Annotated in this window: 12 protein-coding genes; 7 read left to right on the top strand and 5 right to left on the bottom strand. The window is 73.2% G+C overall.

All coding sequences use genetic code 11. The annotated features are described in order from the left end of the window. The first annotated feature begins 33 nt into the window (after positions 1 to 33). A complete protein-coding gene (locus DVR05_RS11505) occupies positions 34 to 321 on the top strand; it encodes a YciI family protein (RefSeq protein ID WP_116245846.1) in 288 nt (95 codons plus the stop codon). A gap of 586 nt (positions 322 to 907) precedes the next feature. Here the strand turns inward: DVR05_RS11505 and DVR05_RS11495 are convergent. Continuing rightward, the gene (locus tag DVR05_RS11495) at positions 908 to 1,483 is read right to left on the bottom strand and encodes a snapalysin family zinc-dependent metalloprotease (RefSeq protein ID WP_116245844.1); all 576 of its coding nucleotides are present in this window, start codon (positions 1,481 to 1,483) and stop codon (positions 908 to 910) included. A gap of 431 nt (positions 1,484 to 1,914) precedes the next feature. Continuing rightward, a complete protein-coding gene (locus tag DVR05_RS11490) occupies positions 1,915 to 2,259 on the bottom strand; it encodes a helix-turn-helix transcriptional regulator (RefSeq protein WP_116245843.1) in 345 nt (114 codons plus the stop codon). Between the two features lie 52 nt (positions 2,260 to 2,311). Here DVR05_RS11490 and DVR05_RS11485 point away from each other — a divergent pair, with 52 nt between their 5' ends. Next, entirely contained in the window at positions 2,312 to 3,088 is a 777-nt protein-coding gene (locus DVR05_RS11485; protein ID WP_116245842.1) for an SDR family NAD(P)-dependent oxidoreductase, read from the top strand. Positions 3,089 to 3,561: 473 nt separating this feature from the next. On the opposite strand, the gene DVR05_RS11480 is transcribed toward DVR05_RS11485, so the two are convergent. From DVR05_RS11480 to DVR05_RS11470, 3 genes are all read right to left on the bottom strand, one after another. Next, positions 3,562 to 3,750, bottom strand: a complete 189-nt coding sequence (locus DVR05_RS11480; protein WP_116245841.1) for a hypothetical protein — start codon at positions 3,748 to 3,750, stop codon at positions 3,562 to 3,564. A gap of 775 nt (positions 3,751 to 4,525) precedes the next feature. Continuing rightward, positions 4,526 to 5,230, bottom strand: a complete 705-nt coding sequence (locus DVR05_RS11475; protein WP_116245840.1) for an AAA family ATPase — start codon at positions 5,228 to 5,230, stop codon at positions 4,526 to 4,528. A 634-nt stretch (positions 5,231 to 5,864) separates the two neighbouring features. Further along, on the bottom strand, positions 5,865 to 8,105 hold the full coding sequence (locus DVR05_RS11470) for a thiamine pyrophosphate-dependent enzyme (protein WP_116245839.1): 2,241 nt from the start codon (positions 8,103 to 8,105) through the stop codon (positions 5,865 to 5,867). A 387-nt stretch (positions 8,106 to 8,492) separates the two neighbouring features. Between DVR05_RS11470 and DVR05_RS11465 the strand changes: the two genes are divergently transcribed. From DVR05_RS11465 to DVR05_RS11450, 5 genes are all read left to right on the top strand, one after another. Continuing rightward, on the top strand, positions 8,493 to 9,926 hold the full coding sequence (locus DVR05_RS11465) for a CoA transferase (protein WP_116245838.1): 1,434 nt from the start codon (positions 8,493 to 8,495) through the stop codon (positions 9,924 to 9,926). Between the two features lie 317 nt (positions 9,927 to 10,243). Continuing rightward, the gene (locus DVR05_RS11460) at positions 10,244 to 10,618 is read left to right on the top strand and encodes a VOC family protein (protein WP_116245837.1); all 375 of its coding nucleotides are present in this window, start codon (positions 10,244 to 10,246) and stop codon (positions 10,616 to 10,618) included. A gap of 106 nt (positions 10,619 to 10,724) precedes the next feature. Next, on the top strand, positions 10,725 to 10,856 hold the full coding sequence (locus tag DVR05_RS27735) for a hypothetical protein (RefSeq protein WP_255423079.1): 132 nt from the start codon (positions 10,725 to 10,727) through the stop codon (positions 10,854 to 10,856). Next, positions 10,853 to 11,248 (top strand): hypothetical protein, encoded by a 396-nt coding sequence (locus DVR05_RS11455; protein WP_232832087.1) that lies wholly within the window; start codon positions 10,853 to 10,855, stop codon positions 11,246 to 11,248. The genes DVR05_RS27735 and DVR05_RS11455 overlap by 4 nt, the downstream gene beginning before the upstream one ends. Positions 11,249 to 11,281: 33 nt before the next feature. Beyond that, positions 11,282 to 12,688, top strand: coding sequence for a GH1 family beta-glucosidase (locus DVR05_RS11450; protein ID WP_116245836.1), 1,407 nt, complete (start codon positions 11,282 to 11,284; stop codon positions 12,686 to 12,688). The last annotated feature ends 393 nt before the right edge of the window (positions 12,689 to 13,081 follow it).

Genomic DNA, 13,081 nt, shown 5'->3' with positions numbered 1-13,081 from the left:
TCACCCCCAACCCCTGTCTGTGAGGAGACCCTCGTGTACATCGTCCTGCTTCGTCTCTCCGCCAACGGCGCCGAAGCCGCCGACCACATGGAGGCCCACCGGGAATGGATCCGCCAGGGTATGGAGGACGGGGTCTTCCTGCTGGCCGGGAGCATCGAGCCGGGGCGGGGCGGCGCGCTGCTCGCCACGGGGACCACAGCGGAGGACCTCCGCGCGCGGGTCGCGAAGGACCCGTTCGTGATCAACGACGTCGTCACGGCCGAGGTCCTCGAGATCTCCCCGGGGCTGACGGACCCGCGCCTGGACTTCCTCAAGGACTGAGGCCGCGCGGAGACGCCGCCGTCGGGTATCCGGTCACGGAGGAAGACGCGACGGCGGCGTCCGAACCCGGTCCATCATGTACGACGTGGAGCGCAGCCCCCGTCGGCGGAACCACGTATCCGCCCCCGCCACCTCCGCGCACAGCCCGTCGGGGCCGTCGCACCCGCATCGAGGGGGGCACGTGACCTTTCGCGGGTTCCGCACTCCTTCCCGGCCCTGTTCCTCCACCTGGATCGCCGCGATCTCCGGCGCGTCCCACGTGGCGGTCAACGGCGCCACAACCGCCTCGGCGCCCGTCGCAGGCTCGAACGGGATCCGCGCCGTCGTCGCGTTCGGGTTCGCATCCGTTTCGTCTGCGGGGCCTTCCTCCGGGTCAGCACCGACGTCCTCGAACGCGGCCTCGAGGCTGGCACGCAGGTGTATGCCCGGTCGCCGGACCAACCGGCGCCGAACCCCGACCATCAGTGCCGTTACCGCGGCGGCCGGTCTCACGTGGAGGCGAGCGGGAGCGTGGCGCCTCCGGCGCCGGCCCGAATCGGCGGGCCGGCGCCGAAGGTCCTCGGCTGTGGAGAGCCGGTGTGTCCGCTCAGGCGCGGTCGACCAGGAGCTGCCCGTCGGCGGCGCGCTGGCCGGCCAGGCCGCTGCCGTAGTTGGCCTCGACCCGCCAGCGCTCGTAGGCGTTGGGGTAGGGGTTGGTGCAGTTCACGCCGCCGGTGGAGCCCGACATCAGCGACGAGCACGGGCCGGGCTTGGCGTCGGGCAGGCCCAGGCTGTGGCCGAGCTCGTGCGCGGCGATGCGCACCGCGTCGTAGCCCGCGGCGGTGCCCTGACGGCCCATCCAGACGGTGACCTGTCCGCCCGGGCGCACCGGGCCCAGCTGGGCGCGGGGCCAGCCGTTGTCGGCGATGATGCGGATCTCGGCACGCCGTCCGGCGGGGGCCGGCTCCAGACGGACGTTGCTGACGCTGTAGTTCCACACGCGCACGGCCGAGGAGACGGCGGAGGTGTACTCCGCGGCCTGGCTGGCGTCGTAGTACAGCACGGTCTGGCGCAGCGGCTGGGACTGCTCCGTGGGTGCCGCGGTGGCCGGTGCGGCACCCGCCAGCATCAGCGCCAGCGCGCTCAGCGCGATCAGGAGGGGGGCGAGGACGCGTCTCAGCATGGGGGTCTCCCTGGGGGTGAGGGTGCTGATCCATGTGGTGACCCGGTGGGGTCGGCCTGATGCTATGTGTAGTGACTTTTCACCACAAGATGGGCAGAACGCTTAATTTCGGCGCTGTGCACCGGCCTGGAGGTCGTGGGGCCGGGTGAGCTGCCGGAGCTCTGCCCCGAGGGATTCGCCCGTCCGACGGTCGGCTTCACCGGAGCGGACCACCGCCGGACTCCTGGGGGAGCGGATGTCGCCTCTGCGATTCTCCCGCCTCGGTGAGAGCGTCCTTTCTGCACCCGGACACTTCCCAGAACACGTATCGCCCTACCGGGGGGGACTTGTCCCCGCGGGTGCGGGGCCGAGACACGGCACGAACGCTCCCCCACGACCGAGGCGAACTCCCCGACGAGGCCGCCGCGCCGGGCGTCCTCACCCTCGACGGGTCACGCGCCGGACACGAGACCGATACCGTTGCCCACGCCGTCGGTGTCGGCCGCTGCCAGGACGGCCTTGATCAGGCCGGGGAAACGCGATTCCAGGTCCTCGCGGCGCAGCCGGACGAAGCAGCGGGTGCCCTCCTGGCGGGTACGGATCACGCCCGCGTCGCGCAGTACCCGCAAATGGTGACTGAGCGTCGACTTGGCGACCGGCGCCCGGAGTTCGCCCCAGCCGCGCTCGCCGCCATCGGCCAGCACCCGTATCAGCCCGATGCGCAGAGGGTCACTGAGCGCCCCCATGATTTCGGGCAACGCCACGTCCTCGGCCGCTGGATGGTGTGCTCTCCTCATGTTCCTATGCTAGCTTGTTCGATGTTCAACGAACATCGAACAAGGAGTCGGTATGACCACATCACCACAGCACCAGCAGCAGGAGCGCTTCAGCGGGCGGGTCGCGATCGTCACCGGCGCAGGATCGGGCATCGGTCGCGCCACCGCGATCGCCCTGGCCCGCGCCGGAGCCCACGTCCTGGGTGTGGGTCGGCGCCGTGACGCACTGACTGAGACCGCCGCCCAGCATCCCGGCATCGCCATCCACCCCGCAGACCTGCGCTCCCCCCAGGTGCCCGCCGAGGTCGCCGAGGCCGCCGCGTCCCGCTGGGGCCGCATCGACCTGCTCGTCAACAACGCTGGCGCCACCGCGATGATGCCGCTGGCCGACACCCAGGCCGCCCGTATCAGCGACCTGTTCGCGCTCAACGTCACCGCTCCCAGCCTGCTGGCTGCCGCGGCCCTGCCCCATCTGCGCCTTCAGCGGGGCACGATCGTCAACGTCTCCAGCACCTACGGCCACCGGCCGCTGCCCGGCGCCGCCCACTACGCCGCCTCCAAGGCCGCCATCGAGCACCTGACGCGCTCGTGGGCCCTCGAACTCGCGCCCGAGGGCGTGCGCGTCAACGCCCTGGCCCCGGGCCCCACCGAGAGCGAGGCGTTGTCGGCCGCCGGGCTGCCCGAGGCCGCCGTGCGCCAGATCAAGGAGACAGAAGCTCAGCAGATCCCGCTGGGCCGCCGCGGCGAGCCCGAGGAACTCGCCGAATGGATCCTCCGGCTCGCTGACCCGGGCACCACCTGGCTCACCGGCCAGGTCCTCACCCTCGACGGCGGTCTGGACCTCACCTGAGGGGCGGGGCGGGGGACACGTGTCCCCCAGCGGGGTCGCTCGGCGAAGCAGCGCTTGAACAGCTCCTCGCGCACCCGGTCGGTGCTGCGTTCGGAGTGGGCGACGCCTGTGGCCGGCCAGCCGGTGAGCTTGTTGGCGTCGGTGACCCCGCACATCCAAAAGTCCGGGTGGCCGCGGATCTGCTTGCGGTGGTACCCGATCATGCGCCCGAACCACTCGTGGAGGGCGATCTCGGCGGCCTCGTCGGGGAGTTCGCCTCGGTCGTGGGGGAGCGTTGGTGCCGTGTGTGGTGCTTCAGTGGCAGCGCGGGCCCGAGCCTGGTCGCACGGCGCTTGCCCGTGACCAGGTCATGCTCGTCGTCGGGCACGGTCCAGTGCTCGACGAGTTCGTCCATGCCCACCGTCCGTCGTCCCCTGGAGCTCCAGCCTGGTGGAGGCATGCGCGGGCAGGAGACCACGGTGGGTCCCTCTCGTTCACGGGTGGTGCCACGTTCGTTGACGGCACCCGGGGTACGCCTCCGATCCCCGGAGCAACCCCGGCCGCGTGTAGGCGGTGACCGCGTAGCGGCGCGTGCTCGCCACACCGACGTGGCTCCAGGCGTCGAAGTCGGTGGGCTCAGGCGTGTCCGTGCCCTCGTGGACCGCTGGGACGTGGCCCTCCACGCACTCCTCCTCGAAGGAGCGGTCGTCCTTCAGGCACGACCATCAGGTGTGCAGGGCGCGGGTTACGCTCAGATTCCACAACAATGGGATGATGAAGAATTCGAATCACCTGAAGGTGTCTTCGATCCTATGGGTCCCTGGAGTTCGGACTGTGACTGAGAACGAACCGCTGATCCAGATACTCCGTCAGGACGGCATCGATGCCCTGCGAAGACGCCTCGCCGAGATCGAGGAACGAGTCCGCCGAGAGGGGGTGACGGAGGTGGCCTCTCCCATACCCACCCACTCATGCGTGGAAATTGTGGAACGTGATCCTGGTGATCCGTCCTGATCTATTCGTTGGCTCATGGATTTTCCCTCATGGGGAGACGCCCGCTGATCAGTACGGTTCTGGCCGGTGCGGCTGCGCCGCCGCGGCCATGAGGACTCCTACCTCGACCACCAGTTCCACGCCTGCGGCAGTTCGTCAGGTGGTTGGCCGAGGAGGAGATCCCCAACCCGATGCGCGGGCTCAAGCCGCCGACGGTCGTGCCCGAGCCGGTGCCGCGTACCCGCGCCACCGGCCGCCTCCCGCTCAGGACCCAGGCGCGTCGCCAGCGTCATACCGACCGCGCCCTCACCCGCAGCTCCCTGGTGATGCTCCCGGTCCTGTCACCACGGGCGACGTGCTCGGCCGCCCGTCTACGCACCTGCTCTCGTCGCTGTCGCCCCTGGGGCGTCAACCCGCCCCTCGTGCGTGCCCCATGGAGACGTCGTACCGCCTGACCAGCCAGTGTCACGGGGTAGGGGACACCACGAGTTCAAGCTGGGTGGAGGGCGACTCCACCGCGGTGTGCAGGAGGCTAGGGTCGTTCGCGCAGGGGCCGAACCGGATCCAGGCCAGCTCCCGCGCCCGGCGCCGGTCGAGCGCGAGCAGACTGCGCGCGCCCGGCGCGAACGCCGTCGGCCCGTGCCGGGTGGCCGCGCGCAGCCGCCGCCAGCGCCGCGAATGCACCCGGTGGCTGCGCTCGGTCACCCGCCGCCCCCGGGCGTTCTGCCCGCTCCGGGCCTCCTGCGGGGTGGCGTCGATCATCAGCACGTGCACCTCGTACCGGCGGAGTCGGCAGAGCAGGGCGAGCAGCACGCGGACCGGGCGCCGGGTCCCGCACTCGTGCACCACCACCGGGCCGCCGCACAGCGCCGCGGCCACCCGGGTCAGGTGCAGTACGTGCACCACCCAGCGCCACAGTGGGTAGGGGACCCGGCCGAGCAGCGATCCCAGCCGGTACCGCGACTGCAGCGAGTCGATCACCCGCACACCGTCCGCGGTGAGCACAGTCCGCTCCTCGTCCCCGCGCAGACCGAACAGCCGCCGCAGCAGGGTGCTCTTCCCGGCCCCGGGGACCCCGGCGACCAGAACCAGGGACCGCCGAGGGTAGAGCGCCCCGCGCACCGTCGCGTCATGCACCGTGGGCGCATACCGCACCAGTTCCTGGAACATCTTCGGTAGCTCCTCACAGCCGACCTCCGCGCCGGTGGGGCGCGGCTCCACACAGTGGCCGCGTCACCGACGTCATGGCGTTACCGGGCATCGACGGCTCAGGCGGGTACCGCGCGTCCCCCCGAGCCCTGGGCAACGGCCAGTGCCTGTACCGCGGCCTGGACGGGCGCACCGGCCGCGGATGATGGTGGAGTCCACCGAGATGCCCCAGGTGATCAGCTCCTTCGCGGCGGCCCGGGCCTGGAGTCGCTCGAAGATGCGGCTCCAGGTGTCCTTGCGCTGCCCGCGGCGGAACAACCCCTACCCCGTCTCCCACGGACCCGTACCGCTCGGGCCGGTCCCACCACGGTATGCCAGTCCGCGCCCGGAACCGTAGGCCGTGGATCAACCGCCGCCCGGGGTGCAACCGATGACCGGCGGGCCCTGGCCGAACCGGAGGCAGGCGGCCAGGACCGGCGCACCAGCGGCACCCGCGCCCCCGGCCGGGCCCGCCGGTGAGCGGACCCCTCGCAGGCCGGTCACAGAACCCGGCACGAACACCCCGGGACCCACTCCCGCCCCTGTGCGGTGTCCGTGTCGGCGTGGCCATGCGGAGGTCTCCGTTCCGGTGCCCGCCGGCGCCTCGACGCCACCCTCACCGGCGGTCCGCGGACAGCAGCCGCCGGGCGGCCTCCTCGATCATCTCCTCGCTCAACAGCACCTGGTCGGCGGCCGGGCCCAGGGGGACGAAACTGTCCAGGCTGTTCACCCGCCCCAACGCGCCGCCGAAACCCGCGTCGACGAGTTCGGCGAGCACCGCCTCGGCCACGCCCCCTGTGCGGCGGGTCTCGTCGACGACCAGCACACGGCCCGTGGCCTCGGCCTCCCTGCGCAGGTCGGCGGCGGGCAGCGGGGCGAGCCAGCGCAGGTCCAGCACCCGGGCGTGGATCCCGCGCTCGGCCAGGCGGCGTGCCACGCGCAGGGACATGGGCACCCCGTTGGCGAAGGTGACCAGGGTCAGGTCGGTCCCGTCGCCGTAGGTGCGGGCCCGGCCGAGTCCGACGTGGCGCGCGCCCCAGGCATCCGGCGGCGGGTAGGGCGCCAGCCAGCCGCCGTCGCCGGGCTCGTGCAGGTCCCGCGTGTGGTACAGCGCGATCGGTTCGAGGAAGACGCAGACCCGGCCGTCCTCGCGCGCCGCCGCCACACAGGTGCGCAGCATGTGGGCGGCGTCGTCGGCCCGGGAGGGCGACGCGATCACCACGCCGGGGATGTCACGCAGGGCGGCCACCGAGTGGTCGTTGTGGAAGTGTCCGCCGAAGCCCTTCTGGTAGGCGTAGCCCGCGATGCGCACGACCATCGGGTTGCGGTACTGGCCGCGGGAGAAGAAGGACAGCGTGGCGGCCTCGCCGCGGATCTGGTCCTCGGCGTTGTGCAGGTAGGCCAGGTACTGAATCTCGGGGATCGGCACGAAACCCGACAGCGCCGCCCCCAGAGCGGCGCCCAGGACGCTCTGCTCGTCCAGCAGCGTGTCGAAGACCCGGCGCGCCCCGAACCGCCTGCGCAGCCCCTTCGTGACGCCGTACACGCCGCCCTTGCGGCTCACGTCCTCACCGAACACCAGGATGTCGCGGTCGCGGCACAGCAGGTCGGCGAGCGTGCCGTTGACGGCCTGGGCCAGGGTCACCGGCCCCTCGCCCTCGGGCGGGGTCCCCCTGAACGCCCGCCGCCGGTCGGCCTCGGGCGCGGTGCGCGCGGCGTCGGCCCGCACCGCCCGGGGGCGATGCGGTGCGAGCGGCGCGACGACCTCGGCCGCCGTCCGGAGCCTGGGCCGGGCACACGCCTTCTCGGCGAGCTCGGTGACCTCGTCGCGGACGCGGTCGTAGCGGTCGATGACCTCCTGGGGGGTGAGCACGCCGGAGGAGACGAGGCGGCGCGCGGTGCCCACGAGCGGGTCGTGCTCCAGGCCCGCCGCGATCTCGGTCCGGCTCCGGTAGGCGGTCTCCACGTCGGACCCGGCGTGCCCCATCAGCCGGACGGTCCGCAGCCGCAGAAACGCGGGCGCCCGGTTCCGGCGCACCCACTCCGCGGCCCGTGCGGCCATCGTCAACGCGTCCATCGGGTCGCTGCCGTCCGAGGTGAAGTAGCGCAGGCCCGGGCGGTGGCCGTAGGCGTTGTCGATCCACCCGGCGGGGGTGCGCACGCTGATCCCGATGCCGTTGTCCTCGCAGACGAACAGGATGGGCATGGGGATGCCCTGGTGGGCCGAGTGCAGGGCGGCGTTGATCGCGCCCGCCGCGGTGGAGTGGTTGGCCGAGGCGTCGCCGAAGCTGCACACCACCACGGCGTCGGTCGGCCATTCGGTCTCCACCCCGAGCTGTGCCGCGCGTTCGATGGCGAACGCCAGCCCCACCGCCCGCGGCAGGTGCGAGGCGATGGTCGACGTCTGGGGGATCACGGCGGTGGATTTGCTGCCGAACACCTTGTGTCGACCGCCGCTGATCGGTTCCTCCGCGGCGGCGACGACGCCGAGCAGGACGTCCCACAGCGGTTGCTGTCCCGGGAGTTGGCCGCCGCGGTACAGGAAGAAGGCGCCGGACCGGTAGTGCAGGAGCGCGGGGTCGCTGGGGCGCAGCGCGGCGGCGACCGCGGCGTTGCTCTCGTGGCCGGAGGATCCGATGCTGTAGAAGCCCTGCTTCCTGGCGCCCAGTTCGCGGGCGGCGAAGTCGAGCTGTCGACTGCCCGCCTGGGCGGTGAAGATCCGTAGCAGGTCGTCGCCGGTGATCTGACTGTCGGGCGTGATCGGCGCCGCTGCGGGGCGCGGTTCGGTCGGGGGCAGGGCGGTGACCGCGTCTCGGAAGTGCCGGTCGACGGCGGCGGGGCCGCCTGTGTCGCTCATCGGGGTGGAGTCCTCCGTGTCCGTCGGGGGTCAGGCCGCGCCGGTCGGCGTGCGCGTGTTCCTCCACGATGGTTCCCACCGGCCCGCGTGCCAAGACCCGGCGGGGTGAACTTGCTTCGGTTCGGTGGACGGTCCCGTCGTCTCGGCGGGTTCGCCACCGTATCGGCCGGTCGCTCTCCCGGTGTCTCATGGGTGAGCGGGGGCGGTGCTGTGAGCCGACCGCGGCCACGGGACCGAGGAAGCGCGGCGGTGGCCGGATGCCCGGTCACACGGTACGGTGCGGAACCCGCTCCGCGTCCGGTGCGCCGGACCCCGCCCCGAACCCCCGTGGCCGTGGTCCCACCCCCGGTGCGGGGACGGCGGGGGCGGAACGGAGAGTATGAGGCCATGACGAACGAACCCGATGCGACGACGGTCCAGGCATGGCGGGCGGTCGGCGGACCCGAGCACCTGACCGCGAAGGTGTCCTACCGGGGCGCGGGGGAGGTGCTCCCCGCCGTGCTGCCGGTGCGGGAACTCGCCCGCGCGACGGTCGGGGTGTGCTCGCTGGCCGCGGCCGAGCTGCTGGCCGCGCGCAACGGGGGGACCGTCCCCGGGGCGGAGGTGGACGAGGCCGCGGTGGCCACCGCGTTCGTCAGCGAACGGCACCTGCTGGTGGACGGCCGCGCGCTGACCCCCTTCGCGCCCCTGTCGGGTTTCTGGCGGGCCGCCGACGGGTGGGTGCGCACCCACGCGAACTACCCCCACCACCGCGCCCGGCTGCTGGCTGCCCTGGGGATCGACGGCGGTGGGGGCCACAGCGGCGCGAGCGGTGGGTCCGGGGAGGACGACGGCGGGGCGGCGCTGGTCGGGCGGCTCACCGAGACGGTGGCGGGGCTCCCCGCACAGGAGGTCCAGGAGAGGGTCTACGCGGCCGGCGGACTGGCGGTGGCCGTGGCTCCCGAGCCGGATGGGGGTTCGGTCACGGGCGGCCAACCCCTGGCCGAGGCCGGGGCGGCCGAGGGGGCCGGTGGGCGACGGTTGCCGCCCGCCCCCCTGCCCGCCGCCGGGGTGCGGGTCCTGGACCTGACCCGGGTCATCGCCGGTCCGGTCGCCACCCGGACCCTCGCCCTGCTGGGCGCGGACGTGCTGCGCGTGGACTCACCCGGACTCCCCGAGGACCCCGACAGCCACATCGACACCGGGTGGGGCAAGCGCTCCACCCTGCTGGACCTGGACTCGGTCGAGGGCAGGGGCGTCTTCCGGGGGCTGCTCGACTCGGCCGACGTGGTCGTGACCGGGTACCGGCCCGGCTCCCTCGACCGGCGCGGACTGGCGGCCCGGGAGCTGATGGCCCGCCGACCCGGCCTGGTCGTCGCCCAACTGTGCGCCTGGGGGTGGTCGGGCCCGTGGGCCGACCGGCGGGGGTTCGACAGCCTGGTGCAGGCGGCCCGCGGCATCGCGGCGATCGAGGCGGGCCCGGAGGGCCGTCCGGGCGTACTCCCCGCCCAGGCGCTGGACCACGGCACCGGTTACCTGCTGGCCGCGGGTGTGCTGCGGGCGCTGACCGACCGGCAGGCCGACGGCCGGGGCCGCCTCCTGCGGTTCTCCCTGGCCGGGACCGCCGACTGGCTGCTGCACGGCGTCACCCCCGAGCCCGTGCGGGAGGGCGTCTACGAGGCCGCCGACTGGCTGACGGAGACCGCCTCCCCCTACGGACCGCTGCGCCACGCGCTCCCGCCGGTCCGCTACGAGGGGTCCCCCAGGACCTGGGCCGCCCCGCCCACCCGTTGGGGCGCCGACGGTGCCGCCTGGCTGGGATCCGGGGGACAGGGGGCGTGACGCAGGCGTCCGAGCGGCTTCCCGCGTGAACCCCCACAGGAGGAAGGCGAGGCGGTGCGCGCCTTCGACCCGTGCGGCCCGCTCCCCTCGGCCGCTCGCCCCAGTCGACATCGGCGTCCAGATCCCTGTCCCGCCGGACGTGGGGTCGGTGGCCGGTCCGCGGAGGGCGGAACGGCCGCGGAACCGCTCACGGGACCCTGGAATCTGTCGGACGGCCCCTGTACGTTACGCGGAGCGCTTCTCCTGGCTGTCCGGGTAGGGCTGTGCCGCTGGGAGGACCGAAGGACCTGAGGGACGGAGAGGCAGGAGAGCAGGAGATGATTCGCAGGCTTCAGGCTGTCGCGTTGGACTGTGCGGACCCGGTACGGCTCGCGGAGTTCTACGCGGAACTGCTCGGCGGGAAGGTCGTGGTGGATCCGGAGGACCCGGACTGGGTGGAGGTGCGCGGGTTCGAGGGGACGCCGCTGGCCTTCCAGCGGGTGCGGGACTACCGTCCGCCGCAGTGGCCGGGGCAGCAGGCGCCCCAGCAGGTGCACCTGGACTTCGACGTGGACGACATCGAGGCGGACGAGAAGCGCGTGCTGGAGCTCGGCGCGACGGTGCTGGAGCGCACCGACCAGCTGCACCCGGAGGCCAACTGGCGGGTCTACGCGGACCCGGCGGGCCATCCTTTCTGCCTGTGCCTCCACTGAGAGCCGGGACCGCCGGACCTCGCGACCGTCCAGGCACATAGGCCGTCCCGGGTCGGGGCGGCCTATGATGCCGCGTACGGCATCCCTGAGCGAGGACGGAACGGCCGTGATCGACGACAGGCGGATCGTGCGCGGTGACACGCGCCGCGCGGCGATCCTCGCCGCCGCGACCCGGGAGTTCGGACGCAAGGGGTACGAGACGCACGCATCGCCGACATCGCCCGCGAGGCGGGTGTGACGGACGCGGGGGTGCTGCACCACTTCCCGAGCAGGCGCGACCTCTTCGTCGCCGTCGTCGAGCTGCGGGAGGACGTCTACCGCGAGGTCCACGAGCGCGAGCCCACCAGCGTCCGCGAGCTGTTCGACGGGATGGCCGCCGCGGTCCGCCGTGCCAGCCGGGACCCGGACCTCGTCCGGTTCCGCGGGATGCTCACCGGTGCGGCGGGTATCGAGGGACATCCCGTCGGGGACCGTCCCCGGAGGAACCCCGAACGCGCCCTGGACATGTTCGTCCCGGCCGTGCGGCGCGGGGTCGAGTCCGGCGAGCTGGTCGCGGACACCGCTCACGTCGGGGGTCGGTGCGTCCTGGCGGCGTGCCGTCCCGGCTCCGGCCTGGGACCGCCCACATAGTATGGGAGCGCTCCCAACCCTGAAGGGTCCACCATGACCGACCCCGTTCTTCCCCCGGAACTGCTCTTCGGCACCGCCACCGCCGCCTACCAGGTCGAGGGCGCCACCCACGAGGGCGCGCGCGGCCCCTCCATCTGGGACACCTACTGCCGCACCCCCGGACGCGTCGCCCGGGGCGAGACCGGCGACGTGGCCTGCGACCACTACCACCGCTACCGCGAGGATGTCGCGCTCATGGCCGACCTGGGCGTGGACCTGTACCGCTTCTCCGTGGCCTGGCCGCGGGTCCAGCCCACCGGCGGGGGGCGCCCCGACCCGGAGGGGCTGGCCTTCTACGACCGCCTCGTGGACACCCTCCTGGAGGCCGGGATCGAACCTGTCATCACCCTCTACCACTGGGATCTGCCCCAGGCGCTGGAGGACGGGGGCGGTTGGCGCTCCCGGGACACCGCCCACCGCTTCGCCGAGTACGCCCGTGTCGTCGCCGACCGCCTCAACGACCGCGTGCGCCGCTGGATCACCCTCAACGAGCCCTTCTGCTCGGCGTTCCTCGGCCACGCCGTCGGCCGCCACGCCCCCGGCACCCGGGAGGGCACGCCCGCCCTGGCCGCGGCCCACCACCTCCTGCTCGCCCACGGCCTGGCCGTCGGGGAGCTGCGCGCGGCCGCCTCCGGGCAGGTGGGGATCACCCTCAACCCCGACCACCTGCTGCCTGCCACCGGCTCCGAAGCCGACCGGGCGGCGGTGGAGCGGGCCCGCACCCTGCACAACCGGGTCTGGCTCGACCCGATCCTCACCGGCGCCTACCCCGACAGCGAGGAGGAGACCTGGGGGCCGCTGGCCGACGGCTCCTACCGCGCCGAGGGCGACCTGGACATCATCGGCCGGTCCCTGGACTTCCTGGGGATCAACTACTACCGGCCCATCATGCTGCGCGACGCCCCGCACACCGAGGCCGACCCCGCGCGGCGCACCGCAGCGGACATCGGCGTCGAGCAGGTGCCCTTCGAGGGCGTGCGGCACACCACCATGGGCTGGCCGGTGCTTCCCGACACCTTCACCGACCTGCTCGTCGACCTCGACCGGCGCTACCCGGACCTGCCGCCCGTCCTCATCACGGAGAACGGCTCCGCCGAGGACGACCGGCCCGACGGGAGCGGTCGGGTCCGCGACCGCGAGCGTGTCGACTACCTGCGCGCGCACCTGGCCGCCCTGTCCCGCGCCCTGGAGGCGGGCGTGGACGTACGCGGGTACTTCGTGTGGTCGCTGCTGGACAACTTCGAGTGGGCCCACGGCTACGACAAGCGTTTCGGGCTGGTCCGCGTCGACTACGAGACGTTGGAACGCCATCCCAAGGACAGCTACCGCTGGTACCGCGACTTTCTGGCCGCGCACCGCGCCCGCCGGACTCAGGAACCCACCACGCCCCGGGAGGGATGACCCCCCGTTTCCGGGGCCGTCCCGATCTCGGAGGTGAGGACCCCGATCGCCGGTCACCCCCACCTGCCGAGAACGCGTCCTGACCCGCGAAGCGGCTCCCGCCGCACGCGTCGTGGGGCGTGGGCGGGAAGTGGACCGGATCGTGGTGGCGAGTTCGGCGGCGCGCCGGGCCGTGCCGGCGGGACCGACGATCCGGTGGAGGCGCGCGCCGGACGGATGCGCCGCACCCCGGTCGCGTTCGCGCGCCTCGGCGGCGAGGCCGCCATACGCGGGCTGAACAGCAGGTAGGAACGGGGAACACGGGCGCGGCGTCCTCCCCGGCCCACCCGCCCGGTACCGCGGGGTGGCCTGCCGTTCCCGGCCACCGGGCGGAGGAACTCCCGTGGCGCGGGT

This window comes from Nocardiopsis sp. FIRDI 009 (genome assembly GCF_003386285.1).
GTDB lineage: Bacteria > Actinomycetota > Actinomycetes > Streptosporangiales > Streptosporangiaceae > Nocardiopsis.
The sequence above is the reverse complement of the archived record's forward strand: the minus strand, read 5'-3'. Positions and strand labels throughout refer to the sequence as shown.

Bases quoted from the DNA above. Each gene is read 5' to 3' on its own strand.
- DVR05_RS11495 (WP_116245844.1), bottom strand. From the start codon at position 1,483: ATGCTGAGACGCGTCCTCGCCCCCCTCCTGATCGCGCTGAGCGCGCTG.
- DVR05_RS11465 (WP_116245838.1), top strand. From the start codon at position 8,493: ATGACGAACGAACCCGATGCGACGACGGTCCAGGCATGGCGGGCGGTC.
- DVR05_RS11475 (WP_116245840.1), bottom strand. From the start codon at position 5,230: ATGTTCCAGGAACTGGTGCGGTATGCGCCCACGGTGCATGACGCGACG.
- DVR05_RS11450 (WP_116245836.1), top strand. From the start codon at position 11,282: ATGACCGACCCCGTTCTTCCCCCGGAACTGCTCTTCGGCACCGCCACC.
- DVR05_RS11460 (WP_116245837.1), top strand. From the start codon at position 10,244: ATGATTCGCAGGCTTCAGGCTGTCGCGTTGGACTGTGCGGACCCGGTA.
- DVR05_RS11490 (WP_116245843.1), bottom strand. From the start codon at position 2,259: ATGAGGAGAGCACACCATCCAGCGGCCGAGGACGTGGCGTTGCCCGAA.
- DVR05_RS11485 (WP_116245842.1), top strand. From the start codon at position 2,312: ATGACCACATCACCACAGCACCAGCAGCAGGAGCGCTTCAGCGGGCGG.
- DVR05_RS11470 (WP_116245839.1), bottom strand. From the start codon at position 8,105: ATGAGCGACACAGGCGGCCCCGCCGCCGTCGACCGGCACTTCCGAGAC.